We start from the raw sequence: 19,176 nt of genomic DNA on the forward strand, positions 1-19,176 counted from the left end.
GAAGGCATGTTCGTCGCACTCCGAGATCTGCGCGCCGCCCGCGGCCGCTTCCTACTCATCACCCTGGTCGTCACCCTGGTGGCGCTGCTGGTGAGTTTCCTGAGCGGGCTCACCGCCGGGCTCGCGCACCAGAACATCTCGGCCGTCGAATCGTTCCCCGGCGACACCATCGTCTTCGCCGACACCGGCGCGGCCCCGTCCTTCGACGCCTCGACCCTGACCGCCGAACAGGTCGCGGCGTGGCAGGCCGCGGCGGGCCAGGGCGGCACCGTCGACCCGATCGGCATCAGCCACGGCAAGGTCGACCCCAGCGGCCGGGCCTCGGTGCAGGTCGCCTTCTTCGGCACCACCGGAACGGCATTCGGCAACCGATCCGCAACCGAGAACGGCAGCGTGGTGCTCAGCACCGGCGCGGCCAAGGATCTCGGCGCGGCCGCAGGCGACTCCGTCACCATCAGTGGCCGCGCCTTCACCGTGGCCGCCGTACGCGGAGACGACTGGTACAGCCACACACCGGTGGTCTGGACCACCCTCGCCGACTGGCAGGCGATGAGCCCCCGCTCCGGCGCGGCCACCGTGCTCGCGGTCTCCGGCGTCGCCGATCAGGCCGCGGTGAACACCACCGCGCACACCCAGACAACCGATCCATCCGGCGCACTGTCGGCACTCAGCGCGTACCAGGCCGAGAACGGTTCCCTGACCCTGATGACCGTGCTGCTGTTCGCCATCTCGGCGCTGGTGATCGGCGCCTTCTTCACCGTCTGGACCGTCCAGCGCATGCCCGACATCGCCACCCTCAAGGCACTGGGCGCCACCTCCGGCTCCCTGGTCCGCGACGCCCTCGCCCAGGCCGCCGTCGTGCTGACCGCAGGTGTCGCGGTCGGCCTCGGAATCACTGTCGCCGCAGCCGCTTTCATGGGCGACGCACTGCCCTTCGTCCTGAGCCCCGCCACCACGCTGCTGCCCGCACTAGCCCTGATCGTGCTCGGCCTACTCGGCGCAGCCTTCGCCCTCCGCTTCCTGTTCACCACCGACCCACTGACCGCACTCGGCGCCGGACGCTGACGGCCACCGCACAAGACTCGTTGACGCACTGGAGTTTTCGACCTATGACCACCACCCTGACCCTCGAAGACGTCACCCTCACCTACCCGGACGGATCGGGCAGACTCACCGCACTCGACCGCGTCGGCCTCCGCGTCGCGGGTGGCGAGATAGCCGCCATCACCGGCCCTTCCGGCTCCGGCAAATCCAGCCTGCTCGCCGTCGCCGCCACCTTGATCTACCCGGACTCAGGCCGCATCGACCTCCGGACACCCAGCGGCAGCGTCGATCTCGCCACTGTGGGTCGCCGCGAAGCCGCCGAGCTCCGCCGCTCATCCATCGGCATCGTCTTCCAGCAACCGAACCTGATCCCCGCCCTCACCGCTCTCGAACAACTCCAGGTGATGTCTCACCTCGGCCAGCAGTTGCGCACCTCAGCCCACCAGCGCCGCGAAACCCACACCAGGGCAATGGAACTCCTCGACGCCGTCGGCCTAGCCGACCAAAGGTCCAAACGCCCCGCCCAACTCTCCGGCGGCCAACGTCAACGCGTCAACATCGCCCGCGCCCTGATGAACAACCCCGCCCTACTCGTCATCGACGAACCCACCAGCGCCCTCGACACCGAACGCGGCGCCGCCATCATCGACCTGATCCTCACCATCGTCCACGACCACGGAGCCGCCACCCTCCTGGTAACCCACGACCGCACCCACCTCCACCGCATGAACGCTGTCCATCACATGACCGACGGACACTTGACCCAAAACTGGAACGTTCCAACACAATTCGTTCCACACACCGTTTGAGGCCGGGCCTATTCCAGCCGGTGGCCACTCACCGGCCTACGCCGAGGAGGGCCGCGCGCTGGTCGTGGACTTTTACGCGAAGTGCGTCTACGAAGGCGGCTACCTCTGGTCGGCGGAGCGTTTCGGCGCGCGCAACGAGCCAATACGCCAGTTGCACCGAGACCTCGTCCGCTAAGACTCGGATGAGGTCGGGGTGGCGGTCGGCCATGAAGCAGGGGAGCAGGCCGATGCCCGCGGCGGCTCGGGTGGCTTCTACATGGACGAAAACGTTGGTGGAGGTCACGGATTCGCGCATGGCGGGGACGAAGCTGGAGGCCAGGTCCAGGTCGTCTACTTGGAGCATGGAGTCGATGAAGTAGACCAACGAGTGTTGGGCCAGGTCATTGATGGTCGCGGGGGTTCCGTGGTCGCGCAGATAGTCTCGGCTGCCGTAGAGGCCTAGGGAGTAGTCGGCGAGGCGGATTGCGGTGGCGCGGTGGACTTGTGGTTCGCCGACGACCACTTCGAGGTCCAGACCCGAGCGCTGGGTGCTCGCTCGCCTTGTGGCGGCGACGATTTCGACGGTGATCTTGGGATGTTGGCGTTGGACGTCGGCGGCGGCGGGCGCGGCGAGGTAGGCGCTGAAACCGTCGGTTGCCGAAATCCGTACTACCCCTTCGAGGACTCGGCTGCCGTCGGCGTCGGCGGCGAGCGACTTGACGGCCGACTCGATCGCCTCGGCGGCCGCCAGCGCTTCCTTGCCCAGTTCGGTGAGCTCCCAGCCGCCCGCGGCGCGCGTGAGCACTCGGCCGCCGAGGGTGTGTTCCAGCGCGGCGATGCGGCGGGAGATGGTGGTGTGGTTGATGCCGAGCTCCTCGGCCGCCGACACGAAACGCCCCGATCGGCCGACTGCGAGCAGCACCAGCAGGTCGTCCGCGCTCGGCCGACGGGCAGACCCCGCGGAACCGACGTTCATATCTGCATCCTCGCAGATACGTACTGCACATCTAGCCATTGCGGACAAACCCATCTGCACTAATACTTCGTTGCAGCCGAGATTTGTGGGGGCCATCACATCTACACCCTGATGTGACCCCTGGCACGAAGGAGAGTTCGATGAGCGTGCGCAGTGCATTGTGGCCCAGCGACCCCGGCGGGGTACCGACCGGCTTGAGACGGGTGGTCGCCGCGTCGATGGCGGGCACGGTCGTCGAATGGTACGAGTTCTTCCTTTATGGCACGGCCGCGACGCTGGTGTTCAGCAAGGTGTTCTTCGCCAAGGGCACCAGCGATCTGGACGCGATTCTCGCCGCCTTCATCACCTACGCCGTCGGCTTCGCCGCACGCCCCCTCGGCGGCATCGTGTTCGGGCACTTCGGCGACAAGTACGGGCGCAAGAAGCTGCTGCAGTTCAGCCTGATCCTGGTCGGCGCTTCGACGTTTTTGATGGGCTGCCTGCCGACCTTCGGTCGGGTCGGCTACTTGGCGCCCGCACTGCTGGTTGTGCTGCGCTTCATCCAGGGTTTCGCGGTCGGCGGCGAGTGGGGCGGCGCGGTTCTGCTGGTGGCCGAACACAGTCCGAGCCGCAGTCGCGGCTTCTGGGCGAGCTGGCCGCAGGCCGGGGTGCCGATGGGGAACCTGCTGGCGACGGTCGTGCTGCTGGCACTGACCACCTGGCTGTCGGACGCGGCCTTCCTCAGTTGGGGCTGGCGCGTTGCCTTCTGGCTGTCGGCGGTGGTCGTGCTGATCGGCTACTACATCCGCACCAAAGTCACCGACGCACCCATTTTCGTTGCCGCGCAACAGGAATTGGAGCAGATCAAGGCGACCTCGTTGAGCGTCGTCGAGGTGCTCAAGCGCTACCCGCGCGGCGTGTTCACCGCCATGGGTCTGCGTTTCGGCGAGAACATCCTGTACTACCTGGTCGTCACCTTCACCATCACCTACCTCAAGGTGCAGGTGCACGTCGACACCAAGGTCATCCTCTGGTGGCTGCTCGCCGCGCACGCGGTGCATTTCGTGACGGTCCCGCTGGTCGGGCGGCTCTCCGACCGCTTCGGCCGGCGACCGATCTACCTGATCGGTGCGCTCACCGCGGGCACCTGGGGTTTCTTCGCCTTCCCGATGATGGACAGCGGGCACAACGCGATCATCTTGTTCGCCATCATCATCGGCCTGGTCTTCCACGCCTTCATGTACGCGGGCCAGCCCGCGATCATGGCGGAGATGTTTCCGACCCGCATGCGGTATTCCGGTGTGTCCCTTGGTTATCAGGTCACCTCGATCGTCGCCGGGTCGCTGGCGCCGATCATCGCGGTCCGGCTGCTCAACACCTACAAGTCCGCGGTACCGATTGCCATCTACCTGGCCATCGCCGCCGCCATCACCGTCGTCGCCGTCTTCTTCGCCCGGGAAACGAAAGGTCTGGATTTGGAAACCGTCGACCTCGCCGATGCCGAGTACCTAGCAGGCAAGCCCGCGACGGTGGCCGCCAAATGAGCGACCTGACCGGCCGTTCCGCCCTGATCACCGGCGGCGCCAGCGGTATCGGCGCCGCCTGCGCGCGGGCGCTCGCCGCCCGCGGCGCGCTGGTCACCATCGCCGACATCGACGAGGTGGGCGCCAAGTCACTGGCCCGCGAACTCGACGGAAAGTCCTGGGCGGTGGATCTTCTCGAGGTCGAGGCGCTGGAAACGCTCGAGCTGGACGTGGACATACTGGTGAACAACGCAGGGGTGCAAAGCATCAGCCCGATCGAGGACTTCGCCCCGCAGCAGTTCCGCGACATGCTCACCCTGATGGTCGAGGCGCCGTTCCTGCTCATCCGCGCGGCCCTGCCGCACATGTACCGCCGGGGGTTCGGCCGGATCGTCAATATCTCATCGGTGCACGGGATTCGGGCGTCGGAGTACAAGTCCGCCTATGTGACGGCCAAGCACGGCTTGGAGGGCCTTTCCAAGGCCACCGCACTGGAGGGCGGCCGACACGGCGTCACCAGCAACTGCGTCAGCCCCGGCTACGTCCGAACCCCGTTGGTGGACAAGCAGATCGCCGATCAGGCCAAGGCGCACGACATCCCCGAGCAGGAGGTGCTGGAGAAGATCCTGCTCACCGAGAGCGCGATCAAGCGGCTGGTCGAGCCCGAAGAGGTTGCCTCCTTGGTGAGTTGGCTCGCCTCGGCGGACGCGGGCATGGTGACCGGCGCCTCCTACACCATGGACGGTGGGTGGAGCGCTCGATGAGGGAGCGCTCACCCCAAGGCGGACAAGGCCATCCGTCGCAGGATGGGCCTGGCGCGCGCGGCGGTCGCCGTGGTCGCGCTGTGCGGGGTGGAGTTGATCAGCCCGAAGGCGGCGTGGGCCTGCACCCGCGCCGTCTCCTCGGGTAGCCCGGGATGCAGCTCGCGCAGCACCGTGACCCAGATTTCCACGTACTGGCGCTGGGTGCGGCGCAGCTCCCGCCGGGCGGTGGCGGGCACGTTCTCCAGATCGCGATCCTGGATCCGGATCAGATCCGGGTCGCCGAGCGCGAAGTCCAGGTGGAAGTCGACGAGGCCGTCCAGCGCCTCCGCCGCACCGGCGGTGCGCGCGACCACTGCCTTGCCGCCGTCGAGCAGTCGCTGGCTGACCCCGACGAGCAGTTCCACCAGCAACGCTTCCTTGTTCGGGAAATGACGGTAGACCGCGGGCCCGCTGATGCCGACGGCCGCGCCTAGGTCGTCGAGGCGCATGCCGAGGAAGCCACGGTCGGCGACGAGCCGGGCTCCGGCGTCGAGGAGCTGCTGCCGACGCTGCGCCTTCAGCTGTTCACGGCGGGTGAGCGTGACGGGGTCAGTGCTGGTCACACGCGCTCCTTTCGCCTGATGTGGACATCTCGGTTAACCAAGATTAACCTGGATTCCAGTTATCGGCGACTAACTGGCCCACCCGTCACCCGACCACCACCCCCCATCGAGTCGCTCCGCGACGCTGGCACACCCGCCGCCCGACCACACCCCTCATCGAGTCGCTCCGCGACGCTCACTTGACAGGATCACGTGATGACCGTTACCGAAGAGGCCGTCGACAACCGGGTCGCCCACAAGGCACTGGTAGACGACCTGGGCGCCCGGCTATCCGCCGCCGCGCTCGGCGGACCCGTGAAGGCACGGGATCGCCACGTGGCACGCGGCAAGCTGCTGCCCCGCCAGCGGGTGGACCAGCTGCTCGACCCAGGCAGCCCATTCCTCGAACTCTCCCCCCTCGCCGCGACCGGGATGTACGGCGACGAGTCTCCCGGTGCGGGCATCATCACCGGGATCGGGCGGGTGTCCGGCCGCGAGTGTGTGATCGTGGCCAACGACGCCACCGTCAAGGGCGGCACCTACTACCCGATGACAGTGAAGAAGCATCTGCGCGCCCAGGAGATCGCGCTGCAAAATCAGCTGCCGTGTCTGTACCTCGTCGATTCCGGCGGCGCGTACCTGCCCGAGCAGGACGAGGTGTTCCCCGACCGGGAGCATTTCGGGCGCATCTTCTACAACCAGGCGACGATGAGCGCCAAGGGAATTCCGCAGATCGCCGCGGTCCTCGGCTCCTGCACCGCCGGCGGCGCGTATGTGCCCGCGATGAGCGACGAGGCCGTGATCGTGCGCAATCAAGGCACCATCTTCCTCGGCGGCCCGCCGCTGGTGAAGGCCGCGACCGGCGAGGTGGTCACCGCGGAGGAGCTCGGGGGCGGCGAACTGCATTCGCGCACTTCGGGTGTCACCGACCATCTGGCCGAGGACGATCAGGACGCGCTGCGCATCGTGCGCCGCATCGTCGCGACCCTCGGCCCGCGTCCGGCGAGTCCGTGGGCGGTGCTGCCGACGGTGGCGCCCGCCGCAACGGAGTCGGAGCTGTACGACGTGGTGCCGGTCGATCTGCGCACCCCGTACGACGTCCGGGAAGTGATCCATCGCCTCGTCGACGGTGCTGCGAACGGGGAGAGCGCCTTTCACGAGTTCAAGGCCGAGTACGGCAAGACCTTGGTCACCGGTTTCGCGCACATCCACGGCCACCCGGTCGGCATCGTCGCCAACAATGGCGTGCTGTTCAGCGAATCCGCCATGAAGGGCGCGCATTTCATCGAACTGTGCGACAAGCGCAAGATCCCGCTGCTGTTCCTGCAGAACATCACCGGGTTCATGGTCGGCCGCGACTACGAGGCGGGCGGCATCGCCAAGCACGGCGCCAAGATGGTCACCGCCGTGGCCTGCGCGCGGGTGCCGAAGCTGACCGTGGTGATCGGCGGTTCGTATGGCGCGGGCAACTATTCGATGTGCGGGCGCGCCTACTCGCCGCGCTTCCTCTGGATGTGGCCCAATGCCAGGATCTCGGTGATGGGCGGCGAGCAAGCCGCCTCTGTGCTGTCGACGGTGCGCGGTGATCAGCTCGACGGCTCGGGACAGCCGTGGTCGGCGGCGGACGAGGAAGCGTTCAAAGCACCGATCCGCGACCAGTACGAGAGCCAGGGCAACCCCTACTACTCGACGGCCCGTCTCTGGGACGACGGCGTGATCGATCCCGCGGACACCAGAACCGTCCTCGGACTTGCCCTTTCGGTGTGCGCGCAAGCGCCGCTCGAACCCGTTTCCTACGGCGTCTTCCGGATGTGAGTGCGATGTTGACTAAATCTCATCCCGTCGGGTTCGGCACCATTCTCGTCGCCAATCGCGGCGAGATCGCGGTGCGTGTCATCCGCACGTTGCGCGCCATGGGAATTCGCTCGGTCGCGGTATACAGCGACGCCGACGCCGATGCCAGGCATGTGCACGAGGCCGACACCGCGGTGCGGCTGGGCCCGGCCCCGGCACGCGAAAGTTACCTCGCCATCGACAAGGTGGTGGCCGCCGCCGTGCGCACCGGCGCACAGGCCGTGCATCCCGGATACGGATTCCTCTCCGAGAATGCCGCTTTCGCCGCGGCGCTCGCCGACGCGGGCATTGTCTTCCTCGGCCCGCCCGTCCGCGCTATCGAGGTGATGGGCGACAAGATCGCGGCGAAGAACACCGTGTCCGCCTTCAATGTCCCGGTCGTGCCCGGCATCGCCAGGCCCGGTCTGACCGACGCGGATCTGATCGACGCGGCCCGTGAGGTCGGCTACCCGGTGCTGGTCAAGCCCTCCGCCGGCGGTGGCGGCAAGGGCATGCGGCTGGTCGAGGATCCCGCGCAGCTGCCGGACGCGCTGCGCAGCGCGCGCCGCGAGGCCGCCGCCGCGTTCGGCGACGACACGCTGTTTTTGGAACGCTTCGTCACCCGCCCACGGCACATCGAGGTGCAGGTCCTCGCCGACCAGTTCGGCAACGTGCTGCACCTCGGCGAACGCGAATGCAGTCTGCAACGCAGGCACCAGAAGGTCATCGAGGAGGCGCCCTCTCCGCTGCTCGACGCCGCGACGCGGGCCAGGATCGGCGCGGCCGCCTGCAACACCGCGCGCAGTGTCGATTACGTCGGCGCGGGCACGGTCGAATTCATCGTCTCCGCCGATCGGCCCGACGAGTTCTTCTTCATGGAGATGAATACCCGGCTGCAGGTGGAACATCCGGTCACCGAGCTGGTCACCGGCATCGACCTGGTGGAGTCCCAGGTGCGGGTGGCGGCCGGGCAGAAGCTCGCGGTGGAGCAGGCCGAGATCCGGATGATCGGGCACGCCATCGAGGCCAGGGTGTACGCCGAGGATCCTGGTCGGGGGTTCCTGCCCACCGGTGGCACGGTGCTCGAGCTGTCCGAGCCCGAAGACGTTGGGGTCCGGGTCGATTCGGGCTTGCGCATGGGCACCGTGGTCGGCAGTGACTACGACCCGATGCTGTCGAAGGTCATCGCGCACGGCGCCGATCGAACCGCCGCGATCGCGAAACTCGATCGGGCACTCGGCGATACGGTGCTACTCGGGGTGACCAGCAATATCGAGTTCCTGCGCTTTTTGCTCGCCGACCCGAATGTCGCTGCAGGACACCTGGATACCGGGCTGCTGGACCGCCGGGTCGCCGACTTCCACCCCGCCCCGGTCGCCGACGAGATGTTCCTGGCCGCCGCCACCTATCGATGGGTGCGACGCTGGCCGACGACACAGCGCGATCCCTGGCACGTCCCCTCCGGCTGGCGCATCGGCAACGCCGCGCCGACCTCGATCCGGCTGGCCGGGGGTGATCGGACCGAACATGTCTACCTCACCGGCACCCCCGCCGACGCGACGGCTCGTATCGATGGCGGCGAAACGACCTCGGTTACCGCCGCTTTCGACAACAGCGTGCTGACGCTGACGCTGGACGGCATCCGCCACGAATACCGGGTCGCCGAATACGACGGGCAACTGTGGTTGGCCGGACCCGATGGCAGCGCGATGCTGCGCGAGGTCCCCGAGGCCAGCGTGCGCGGCGCGACCGAACACGTCGGCGATGCCGAAATCAAAAGCCCCATGCCGGGTTCGGTGATCGCGGTGCAGGCCGACACGGGCGTCACCGTCGCCGCGGGTGCCCCGGTGGTCATCGTCGAGGCGATGAAGATGGAGCATTCGCTCACCGCGCCGATCGCCGGAACCGTCGAAATACTGGTGACACCCGGCACCCAGGTCCGCCTCGATCAAGTGCTGGCCCGCATCATCGCGACGCCCGTCGCCGAAACCCCCGATACCGCCGAGCGAGAAGGAAACCCAGCATGACCGACTTCCTGTCCACCGGCGCACTGCCGCAGGAGTACCGCGACCTCGCCATGACCGTGCGTGATTTCGCGCGGACGGTGGTCGCACCGGTGGCCGCCGAGCACGACGCGAAGCACACCTTCCCGTACGAGGTGGTCTCCGGCATGGCCGACATGGGCCTGTTCGGCCTGCCGTTTCCCGAGGAGTACGGCGGCATGGGCGGCGACTACTTCGCGCTGTGCCTGGCGCTCGAGGAACTCGGCAAGATCGACCAGAGCGTGGCCATCACCCTGGAAGCCGGTGTCTCCCTCGGCGCGATGCCCATCTACCGCTACGGCAACGACAAACAGAAGCAGGAATGGTTGCCGCAGTTGACCAGTGGGCGTTCGCTCGCCGCGTTCGGGCTCACCGAACCCGGTGCGGGCAGCGACGCGGGCGGCACCAAGACCACCGCGATCGCCGACAGCGGTGACTGGGTGATCAACGGCAGCAAGCAGTTCATCACCAACTCCGGCACCGACATCACCACGCTGGTGACGGTGACCGCGGTGACCGGCCAGAGCGGCGGCAAGAAGGAGATCTCCACCATCCTGGTGCCCACCGACACCCCTGGCTTCGTCGCCGAACCCGCCTACAACAAGGTCGGCTGGAACGCCTCGGACACGCACCCGCTCAGCTTCACCGACGTCCGGGTGCCCGAGGAGAACCTGCTCGGCGAGCGCGGCCGCGGCTACGCGAACTTCCTGCGCATCCTGGACGAGGGCCGCATCGCCATCGCGGCGCTCGCGGTCGGCGCCGCGCAGGGCTGCGTCGACGAGAGCGTGCGCTACGCCAAGGAGCGCGAGGCATTCGGCCAGGTCATCGGCAGGAATCAGGCCATCGCCTTCAAGATCGGCCGGATGGAGGCGCGGGCACACACGGCCCGCACCGCCTACTATGACGCCGCGGCCCTGATGCTGGCGGGCAAGCCGTTCAAGAAGCAGGCGTCCATCGCCAAGCTGGTGGCCAGCGAGGCGGCGATGGACAATTCCCGCGACGCCACCCAGATCTTCGGCGGCTACGGATTCATGAACGAATACCCGGTGGCCAGGCACTACCGGGACAGCAAGATCCTCGAAATCGGCGAGGGCACAACGGAGGTGCAGTTGATGCTGATCGGACGGGAACTCGGACTGTGACGGATACCGATAACTTGCGCCGGGTCGTGCAGACCGGGATGTGGTTCGAGGAACTCGAAACCGAGGTGCTGTACGAGCACCGGCCCGGCCGCACCATGACCGAGACCGACAACGTGCTGTTCAGCACGCTGACCATGAATCCGCAAGGGCTGCACATCGATGCGGCCTACAGCGCGGCCCAGGAGCCGTTCCATCAGCGCCTGGTCAACTCGCTGTTCACCCTCGGCACCATGGTCGGCCTCGCGGTCGCGCACCTGACCCAGGGCACCACCGTCGCCAATCTCGGCTTCTCCGAGGTGAAGTTCCCGGCGCCGCTGTTCCACGGCGACACCGTCTACGCCGAGACCGTCGTGCTGGACAAGCGGGTGTCCAAGAGCAGGCCGGGCGAGGGCATCGTGACCTTCCGCCATACCGCGCGCAACCAGCACGGCACCGTCGTCGCGGTCGCCGTGCGCAACGCGATGATCCGCCTGCGTCCCGAATCCGGAAAACCATGACCTGGGCGATGCCGGGGCCCGGGTGGCTGTTCTGTCCGGCGGATCGGCCGGAGCGCTATGAAAAGGCCGCGGTCGCAGCGGATGTGGTGATCCTCGATCTCGAGGACGGTGTCGCCGCCGGGGACAAGGCGGCGGCGCGTAAGGCGCTCGTCGAGACGCCCCTCGACCCCGAGACCACGTTCGTCCGGGTCAATGCCGTCGGCACCGACGAGCACACCCTCGATCTGGCCGCCTTGGCCGACACCCGGTATCGGCGCATCATGCTGCCGAAATGTGAATCGGCCGAACAGATCACCACGCTGGCCGAGTTCGAGGTGCTCGCGTTGATCGAATCCCCGCTCGGCGCGCTGACGGTCGGCGACGCGATGACGGCGGACAACGCGATCGGCGTGATGTGGGGCGCCGAGGATCTCGTCGCCGGGCTCGGCGGTAAGTCGAGCAGGCACGCCGACGGCAGCTATCGCGACGTGGCCCGCCACGTTCGGTCCACCTCGCTGCTCGCGGCCAAGGCGTACGGGAAGTTCGCGCTCGACTCGGTATATCTCGATATCGGTGATCTCGACGGCCTACGCGCCGAGGCATTGGATGCGGTCGCCGTCGGATTCGACGCGAAGGTCGCCATCCACCCCAGCCAGGTAGCGATCATCCGTGCGGCCTACGCTCCGTCGGCCGACGAGATCGATTGGGCCCGAAGGGTGCTCGACGAAGTTCCGAAACATCGTGGCGTGTTCGCCTTCGAGGGCCGCATGGTCGACGCCCCCGTCCTGCGGCACGCCGAGCAGATCGTGCGGCGCGCGGCGCGCGCCTGACCCACCAGTTCGAACAGCCAGGAGGAACGCGGTGCAACCACAGTGGGTGCCGACCGAGCAGGATATCGCCGACGCCAGGATCACCGACTTCGCGAAGTTCGTCGAGGCCCGCACCGGTCTCGTCGCGCCCGACTATCACACGCTGTGGCAGTGGTCCGTCGATGAGCTCGCCGACTTCTGGCATGCGGTATGGGACTACTTCGAGCTCGGCGAGATCGCGGGCGAGGTGATCGCCGAAGCCGAAATGCCGGGTGCGCAATGGTTTCCGGGCACCCGGCTGAACTATGTCGATCAGCTCATCCGCCAGTTCCGCAGCGACCGGCCCGCGATCATCGGGATCACCGAGGACGCATCGCCGCGCGAGGTGTCCTGGGCCGAATTGATCGACGACACAGCGGCATTGGCGCGCACCCTGCGATCATTGGGTGTACAGGCCGGCGATCGGGTCGCGGGCTATCTGCCCAACATCCCGGAGACGGTCGTCGCGCTACTCGCGACGGCCAGCATCGGCGCGGTGTGGAGCGCCTGCGGCCAGGACTACTCGGCCAAGGCCGCACTGGACCGGCTCGGCCAGCTCGAACCCACCGTGCTGATCACCGTGGACGGTTACCGATTCGGCGGCAAGGCGCACGACAGGCGCGCCGACATCGCCGAGCTGCAAGCCGGTCTCGGCACGCTGCGCGCCACGATCGCCGTTTCCCAGCTCGGCCTCGACGTCGCGGACGCGACCGCGTGGACCGACGCGATCGCCTACGACGAGGCCGCGCCCGCCGTGATCACCACGGAGTCGGTCGATTTCGACCATCCGCTGTGGATCGTGTTCTCGTCCGGCACCACCGGGCTGCCGAAGGGCATCGTGCACGGTCACGGCGGCGTGCTGCTGGAGCACCTCAAAGCCGTTGCGCTGCAATCCGATATCGGGCCCGCCGACACCTTCTTCTGGTACACCAGCCCGAGCTGGATGATGTGGAACTTCCAGATCTCCGGTCTGCTGGTCGGTGCGACCATCGTCTGTTACGACGGCAGCCCCACCTATCCGGCACCGGATGGGTTGTGGCGCATTGCCGCCGAGACCAGGACGACCGTGCTCGGCACCAGTCCCGGCTACGTGCTCGCCTGCATGAAGGCGGGTGCCGTGCCGCGCGCCGAGCACGACCTGTCCGCGCTGCGCACGGTCGGCATCACCGGCGCGTCGCTGCCGACCTCGTCGGCACTCTGGTTGGGCGCGAACACCGGTGAGCACGTCCAGGTCAATTCCATCAGCGGTGGCACCGACGTGGTGTCGGCCTTCATGGGCGGCGCCCGCACCGTGCCCGCCTGGCCGGGAGAGCTGTCGACCCGCTTCCTCGGCGCCGCGCTCGAGGCCTTCGACGGCACCGGAGCACCGGTCCGTAACGAGGTCGGCGAGCTGGTGATCACCAAGCCGATGCCGTCCATGCCGGTTCGCTTCTGGCACGACGACGACGGCAAGCGTTATCACGACGCCTATTTCGATATGTACCCCGGCGTGTGGCGGCACGGCGACTGGATCACCATCACCGACCGCAACTCCGTCGTCGTGCACGGCCGTTCCGATTCCACCCTCAACCGGCACGGCATCCGGATGGGCAGCGCCGACATCTACCAGTCCGTCGAACGCCTCCCCGAGATCGCCGAGGCCCTGGTCATCGGTGCCGAACAGCCGGACGGCGGGTACTGGATGCCGCTGTTCGTCGTGCTCGCCCCCGGGGCGGAGCTCACCGAGGACCTGAAGACCCGCATCAACACCACCATTCGCACCGAGGTCTCCCCGCGCCACGTCCCCGACGAAATCCTTGTCGCCCCCGGTATCCCGCACACCCGCACCGGTAAAAAGCTCGAGATCCCGATCAAGAAGCTGTTCCAGGGTGCCGAGGCGGCCCGCGTCGTCGAACGCAGCGCCGTCGACAACCCGGACCTGCTCGATTGGTACTCCGCGCAGCGACCCGGCACCGTAAGTTAGCGGCCCGCCGGTGACGGGCCGCTAGGCGCCGGAGTCACCGGCAGTAGGGATGCCCACCCAGGGCGGCCGTGGAAATGGCCGCCTGGGCGGCGCGGGCCACGGCTGGCACGCGCGCGTCGCCGATACCAAGTCAGACCACCGCGTCAAGTCCGGTTGATTACCTGCCGCGTTATAGACCCCACGGCATAGATCTCTTAGCGTGGTATGAAACAGGTTCGTCTCATACTCAACGAAGGTGGCATCGTGGCCGCACAGGACGTCCAGGAGCGTGACGAGACCACCGCCTATCCGCCGGGGTCGCGACTGCCCGCCTTCGTGCAGAGCGTGCTGTTCCAGCTCGATCGCCAGCGCTTCGTGCCCGCCGTCGCGCGCCGATACGGCGACGTCTTCACGCTGCGTATCCCGCCGCTCGCCGACCATTCCGTGGTGTTCTCCCGCCCGGAGCACATCAAGGAGATCTTCGCGGGCAACCCGCGTGACCTGCACGCGGGCGAGGGCAACCAGATCCTCGGCGTCGTGATGGGCCAGCACTCCCTGTTGCTCACCGACGAGGACGAGCACGCGCGGGCCAGACGATTGCTGATGCCCGCGTTCAACGGCTCGGCACTGCGCGGCTACCGCGATCTGGTCGCCCGCATCGCCGTCGCCGAAATCGACCGCTGGACACCGGGTTCCACGGTGGTCACGCTCGACCGGATGAACGCGCTCACCCTCGAGGTGATGATTCAGGTGGTGTTCGGGGTCTCCGACGAACAGACCCGCGCCGAGCTCGCGCCGCGACTGCGGCGGATCGTGCACCTCAACCCGCTGGTGTTCCTCGGGATCAAGTGGGGCGTGCTCCGCCGCGTCGGGCCGTGGAAGCGGTTCGCCGAGAATATGCGCGCGGTCGACGCCCTGCTCTACGCCGAGATCGCCGCCCGTCGAAGCGCGCCGGATCTGGCCGAACGCACCGATGTGCTGTCCCGGCTGCTGCACGCGGGCACCGGCGACGATCACGACCCGCCGCTCACCGACGCCGAACTGCGTGACCAGCTCATCACGCTGTTGCTGGCCGGCCATGAGACGACCGCGGCGGCGCTGTCCTGGGCGCTATACGAGATCGCGACGCACCCCGACATCCAAGAAGCGGCCCTCGTCGCCGCGCGCATCGGCGACGACAAGTACCTCGAGGCCGTGATGAAGGAAGCGATGCGGCTGCGCGTCATCATCAACGGCACCAATCGAAAACTGACCAGGGACATGACAATCGGCGGCAGGCGACTGCCCGCGGGCACGGTGGTGAACACCTCGATCCTGCTCGCGCACCGCAGCCCCGACAACTATCCCGACCTCGCGGTCTTCCGGCCGGACCGCTTCCTGTCCGGCGAGGTGGCGCCGAACACCTGGCTGCCCTTCGGCGGCGGCGTCCGGCGCTGCATCGGCGCGGGCTTCTCGCTGATGGAAGGCACCGCGGTGCTGCGGGAAATCATTGTGCGACATTCTCTTTCACGCCCGGATGGCGCGGATCCGGAACGCGCGAAGACCAGGAACATCACCACGATCCCCGAAGGTAAGGCGCTACTGGTCATCACGCCGCGCGACTGATCGGGCGACGACGCTCGACGCCGCCGTGGCCGATCGGCTGTGGCGGCCCTCACCTGCGGCGACCCGCGCCTACGGGTCGCGGCGACGGCCGCGGGCTTCCGGCAGGTGCCGCCCCGATTCCGGGTGACCTGGCACACCCAGCCGGTCCGGCAGCTGCCCCGCACCGAGCCGTAGCCCGTCTAACCAGCCCTGATCAGTACGATGTCCGCATGAGTGTCGACAATCGCCGTACGGCGCGGAAGGCGAGCACCGGCGACTCGGCACCCCGGGAGGTCCGGCGCAGGCCGAAGAATCGGCGGGCTCAGATCGCCGCCGCCTCGGCCGCCGCGTTCGGCGCGCTCGGCTATCACGGCGTCAGCATGGAGGACATCGCCACCGGCCTCGGCATCAGTTCGGCGGCGCTGTACCGCCACTATCCGAGCAAGTACGCGCTGTTCCGCGAGGAATTGCTGCGGGTCGGCCGGGCGATGACCGAGTCGGTCGAGCTGCCGGAAGAGGCGACGGCGTGGACGCCCGAGCGGCGGCTGCGGCACGTGCTCGACGCACTCATCGCCGTCACCATCGAGAACCGGCCGACCATCACCCTGGTGCGCTGGGAGGGCCGCTACTTGGAGCCCGACGATTTGACGCTGCTGAACGATCAGCAGTTCGCCGTGCTCGGCGCGCTCGGCAGCCAGCTCGCCGAGCTGCGGCCGGAGCTGACCGAGGACGACACTCGTATATTGCGCATGGCACTGCTGAGCACGATCACCAGCATCGCCGACCACCACGCCACTCTCCCGGCGAAATCCCTTGCCCGGCTGTTGAGTTCGGCGTGCCAGCCGATCATCGGCACGGAACTGCCCGCGGCGCAGGCCGCCGAACCGGTCCAGGTGGTCGAGATCCCGGACTCCTTCAAACACGAACTGCTGCTGCGTAAAGCGGTCGAGCTGTTCCACGAGCGCGGGTATCCCAATGTCAGTGTGGAGGATATCGCCACCGCGGCGGGACTGTCCGCCGCCTCGGCGGTGTACCGGTTCTATCGCGGCAAGAGCGACCTGCTCGCCGCCGCGTTTCGCCGTGCCGCGGAACGGGTTTCGGGTGCGGTCGGTCCGGCGGTCGCGACCGCGGCGAGCCCGGAGGCCGCGCTGACCACGCTGATCGACCAGTACGTCGCGGGGTCGTTCGCCGAGCGTGCGCTGACCTACGTGTATTTCACCGAGTTCCAGCATGTGCCGACGGAGGAACGCACGGTGCTGCGAAACATCCAGCGGCTCAGTGTCGAAGAGTGGGCGCGGCTGCTGCGCGAGGTGCGCCCGGAGCTGTCCCCCGCCGAGGCGCGCTTCCTCATCCACGCCGCGTTCGCGTTGGTGGTGGATCTGGGTCGCGCGTTCGACGACCAGCCGATGGCGGCGCAGTGCCGGGTACGGCTGTTGATGCAGGTGGTTCTTTTCGGTCGTCCCGCCGCGGCCTAGACCTCCCGGACAGGCGAGCGGTACCGACCGGTCGCTTATGTTACGTAGTATTCTATCTATGTGAATCGGAAGAGCTAGTGGTAGCTGCCCAAATCATCCTCACATTGTGATCTTCCATTCAGTTTGCTTCCAGAAAGAAAACGCCCCGCTACCGAGCGTCCAGTTCGGCTACCATCGCGGCATGGGTGCCCAGGAAGGCCGCGCCGCGGACAAGGCGTCCGACGGCACCGCCGCGCGCGTGGTTCGGCGGCGGCCGCGGGATCGGCGAGCCCAGATCGCGGCGGCGTCGGCGGAGGCGTTCGGGTCGCTCGGTTACCACGGCGTGAGCATGGAGGACATCGCGTCCCGGCTCGACATCAGCTCGGCCGCGCTGTACCGCCACTACCCGAGCAAGTACGCGCTGTTCCGCGAGGAGGCGCTGCGGCTCGGCGCGCTCTGTGAGGCGGCGGTGCGCCTGCCGGACGCGGCACGTGGACTGCCCGCCGAAGCACGGCTCGAGCAGGTCATCGACGCACTCATCGCGGCGTCGATCAGCAATCGCCGCAGCGCCGCACTCTTGCGTTGGCAACGCCGCTATCTCGAAGAAGCCGACGCCGCGATCCTGGACCGCCAACTAGCGGAGGCGGATTCGGTCCTCACGTCGCTGCTCGGCGAGACCCGGCCAGAGCTCGCCGCGGCGGACCGGGCTGTCCTGTCCGCCGCCGTGCTGAGCGTGCTCAGCAGCATCGGCGATCATCATGTGTCGATCCCGGTGCGTGCGTTGACCGCACTGCTCGGCGCCGCCTGCCGGGCCGTCGCCGCCTGCACCCTTCCGCCCTCCGCCGATCACGCCAAACGCCTTGCGGCGAACGAGATTCCGTGGACCTTCAAGCATGAACTGCTGCTCGCACGCGCCATCGAGCTGTTCCACAAGCACGGCTATCCGAATGTGAGCGTCGAGGACATCGCGACCGCGGCCGGGCTGCCCGCTTCCTCGGCGGTGTACCGCTTCTACCGCAGCAAGGGCGACATCCTCGCGGCCGCGTTCCGTCGTGCCGCGGAACGGGTTTCGGCCGCGATCGGCCCGGCCGTCGCGGTGGCGGACGGCCCCGAGCAGGCGTTGACGACAGTGATCGAGCTGTACGTGGCAGGCTCGTTCGCCGAACGCGAGCTGACCTTCGTCTACTACGCCGAGATCAGCAACGTGCCTGCCGACGAGCGGACGGTGCTGCGGAACATCCAGCGGCTCAACGTCGAAGAGTGGGCGAAGCTGCTCGTCGGCGTGCGGCCCGAGCTGTCCGCGGCCGAGGCCAGGCTGCTGGTGCAGGCGGCGCTCGCCCTGGTCGTAGATCTTGGTCAGCGCTTCGGATCCGACGACCCGGTGTGCTCGCGGCAGCGGGTAGTTCACCTGATGCGGGTCGTCCTGTTCGGTCCCGACGGCGGGTAACTACGGCTGCGGCGGCGGTGCCAGCGGTGAGTTCACCTTGTTCACCAACCAGCGACCGTCCACCTTCTCCAGCCGCATCACCATGGACAGCTGGCCGGGTGCGGGCTTGCCCTGGGTGCCCAAGCTGGTGATGGTCTGGCCGATCACCACGATGGCCTCGGCGGAGTTCTCGTCGCCGGTCTTGATCGCGCACTGGACGTCGTTGACCTTCGACACCACCTGGCCCTGGGTGAGCACGTCGCGCAATTCCTTGCTGGTGCTGTCGAATTGCTTCTTCCAGTCGCCGGTCGCGCCGCCGAGGACGGCGGCGAAGTAGTCGTCCAGTTTCTTGGCGTCGTAGTCAGCCAGGACCGGGGCGTACTTGCAGGCGGCGGTGCGCGCGTCCGCGTTGGCGTCGATGATCGCCTTGTTGCCCTTGTTCTGGAGGTAGAAGACGACGGTCGAAGCTATTGCGGCGCAGAGTAATACGGCAGCTGCCACGCGGAGTGCGATCCGTCCGGCCCGGCCCGGGATCAGCCGGAAACGCTTGCCCGCGAGCGGCGGTGCTTCCTGTTCCGGTTCGACCGAAACCCCCTTTGCCGCAGGATCGCTCGACTCAACAGGCGTCGAATCCTCGGTCGGCGTTTCGATCTCGCCCTCGTTGTCGTTCATCAGATGTGCTCCTTAAGTTCGTTGGGGTTCAGTACGTTGTGCTGGACACCCAGGCGGGTCGGGTGAGGCTTGAGAAAGGTGCTTGTCGGCCTTGTTGGTGCG

Annotated in this window: 17 protein-coding genes; 14 read left to right on the forward strand and 3 right to left on the reverse strand. The window is 67.6% G+C overall.

Annotated features, from left to right (window positions below; translation table 11 throughout):
- Positions 1 to 6: 6 nt before the first annotated feature.
- Complete coding sequence (locus tag ACIBCN_RS40290; RefSeq protein ID WP_396997583.1) at positions 7 to 1,065, forward strand: ABC transporter permease; 1,059 nt, start codon at positions 7 to 9, stop codon at positions 1,063 to 1,065.
- A 44-nt stretch (positions 1,066 to 1,109) separates the two neighbouring features.
- A complete protein-coding gene (locus ACIBCN_RS40295; RefSeq protein WP_396997584.1) occupies positions 1,110 to 1,853 on the forward strand; it encodes an ABC transporter ATP-binding protein in 744 nt (247 codons plus the stop codon).
- A gap of 28 nt (positions 1,854 to 1,881) precedes the next feature.
- On the opposite strand, the gene ACIBCN_RS40300 is transcribed toward ACIBCN_RS40295, so the two are convergent.
- A complete protein-coding gene (locus tag ACIBCN_RS40300; RefSeq protein ID WP_396997586.1) occupies positions 1,882 to 2,847 on the reverse strand; it encodes a LysR family transcriptional regulator in 966 nt (321 codons plus the stop codon).
- Positions 2,848 to 2,948: 101 nt separating this feature from the next.
- Between ACIBCN_RS40300 and ACIBCN_RS40305 the strand changes: the two genes are divergently transcribed.
- Together ACIBCN_RS40305 and ACIBCN_RS40310 are read left to right on the forward strand one after the other, a co-directional pair.
- On the forward strand, positions 2,949 to 4,331 hold the full coding sequence (locus ACIBCN_RS40305) for an MFS transporter (RefSeq protein WP_396997588.1): 1,383 nt from the start codon (positions 2,949 to 2,951) through the stop codon (positions 4,329 to 4,331).
- A complete protein-coding gene (locus tag ACIBCN_RS40310; protein ID WP_396997590.1) occupies positions 4,328 to 5,074 on the forward strand; it encodes a 3-hydroxybutyrate dehydrogenase in 747 nt (248 codons plus the stop codon). The genes ACIBCN_RS40305 and ACIBCN_RS40310 overlap by 4 nt, the downstream gene beginning before the upstream one ends.
- Positions 5,075 to 5,082: 8 nt before the next feature.
- Here ACIBCN_RS40310 and ACIBCN_RS40315 read toward each other — a convergent pair whose 3' ends face one another.
- Positions 5,083 to 5,676 carry a TetR/AcrR family transcriptional regulator gene (locus ACIBCN_RS40315; RefSeq protein WP_396997592.1) on the reverse strand — a complete coding sequence of 198 codons (594 nt, stop codon included), beginning with the start codon at positions 5,674 to 5,676 and terminating at the stop codon, positions 5,083 to 5,085.
- A 195-nt stretch (positions 5,677 to 5,871) separates the two neighbouring features.
- On the opposite strand from ACIBCN_RS40315, the gene ACIBCN_RS40320 reads away from it, so the two are divergent.
- From ACIBCN_RS40320 to ACIBCN_RS40365, 10 genes are all read left to right on the forward strand, one after another.
- Positions 5,872 to 7,470: a carboxyl transferase domain-containing protein gene (locus ACIBCN_RS40320; protein WP_396997594.1), complete on the forward strand. Its 1,599-nt coding sequence runs from the start codon at positions 5,872 to 5,874 to the stop codon at positions 7,468 to 7,470.
- Between the two features lie 5 nt (positions 7,471 to 7,475).
- Positions 7,476 to 9,515, forward strand: a complete 2,040-nt coding sequence (locus ACIBCN_RS40325) for an acetyl/propionyl/methylcrotonyl-CoA carboxylase subunit alpha (RefSeq protein WP_396997596.1) — start codon at positions 7,476 to 7,478, stop codon at positions 9,513 to 9,515.
- Complete coding sequence (locus ACIBCN_RS40330) at positions 9,512 to 10,672, forward strand: acyl-CoA dehydrogenase family protein (RefSeq protein WP_396997598.1); 1,161 nt, start codon at positions 9,512 to 9,514, stop codon at positions 10,670 to 10,672. The genes ACIBCN_RS40325 and ACIBCN_RS40330 overlap by 4 nt, the downstream gene beginning before the upstream one ends.
- Positions 10,669 to 11,169 carry a MaoC family dehydratase gene (locus ACIBCN_RS40335; RefSeq protein ID WP_396997600.1) on the forward strand — a complete coding sequence of 167 codons (501 nt, stop codon included), beginning with the start codon at positions 10,669 to 10,671 and terminating at the stop codon, positions 11,167 to 11,169. The genes ACIBCN_RS40330 and ACIBCN_RS40335 overlap by 4 nt, the downstream gene beginning before the upstream one ends.
- Positions 11,166 to 11,978, forward strand: coding sequence for an HpcH/HpaI aldolase/citrate lyase family protein (locus ACIBCN_RS40340; RefSeq protein WP_396997602.1), 813 nt, complete (start codon positions 11,166 to 11,168; stop codon positions 11,976 to 11,978). Before ACIBCN_RS40335 ends, ACIBCN_RS40340 begins: the two co-directional genes overlap by 4 nt.
- A gap of 31 nt (positions 11,979 to 12,009) precedes the next feature.
- Complete coding sequence (locus ACIBCN_RS40345; RefSeq protein ID WP_396997604.1) at positions 12,010 to 13,959, forward strand: acetoacetate--CoA ligase; 1,950 nt, start codon at positions 12,010 to 12,012, stop codon at positions 13,957 to 13,959.
- 243 nt (positions 13,960 to 14,202) lie between these two features.
- Entirely contained in the window at positions 14,203 to 15,543 is a 1,341-nt protein-coding gene (locus ACIBCN_RS40350; RefSeq protein ID WP_396997606.1) for a cytochrome P450, read from the forward strand.
- 39 nt (positions 15,544 to 15,582) lie between these two features.
- A complete protein-coding gene (locus ACIBCN_RS40355; RefSeq protein ID WP_396997608.1) occupies positions 15,583 to 15,717 on the forward strand; it encodes a hypothetical protein in 135 nt (44 codons plus the stop codon).
- Between the two features lie 35 nt (positions 15,718 to 15,752).
- Positions 15,753 to 16,997 carry a TetR/AcrR family transcriptional regulator gene (locus ACIBCN_RS40360; protein WP_396997610.1) on the forward strand — a complete coding sequence of 415 codons (1,245 nt, stop codon included), beginning with the start codon at positions 15,753 to 15,755 and terminating at the stop codon, positions 16,995 to 16,997.
- A 181-nt stretch (positions 16,998 to 17,178) separates the two neighbouring features.
- Complete coding sequence (locus ACIBCN_RS40365; RefSeq protein WP_396997612.1) at positions 17,179 to 18,423, forward strand: TetR/AcrR family transcriptional regulator; 1,245 nt, start codon at positions 17,179 to 17,181, stop codon at positions 18,421 to 18,423.
- Here the strand turns inward: ACIBCN_RS40365 and ACIBCN_RS40370 are convergent, their stop codons facing one another.
- Positions 18,424 to 19,074, reverse strand: coding sequence for a hypothetical protein (locus ACIBCN_RS40370; RefSeq protein ID WP_396997614.1), 651 nt, complete (start codon positions 19,072 to 19,074; stop codon positions 18,424 to 18,426).
- Positions 19,075 to 19,176: the final 102 nt, after the last annotated feature.

Source organism: Nocardia sp. NPDC051052 (assembly GCF_044456045.1).
In the GTDB taxonomy this organism is placed as follows: domain Bacteria; phylum Actinomycetota; class Actinomycetes; order Mycobacteriales; family Mycobacteriaceae; genus Nocardia.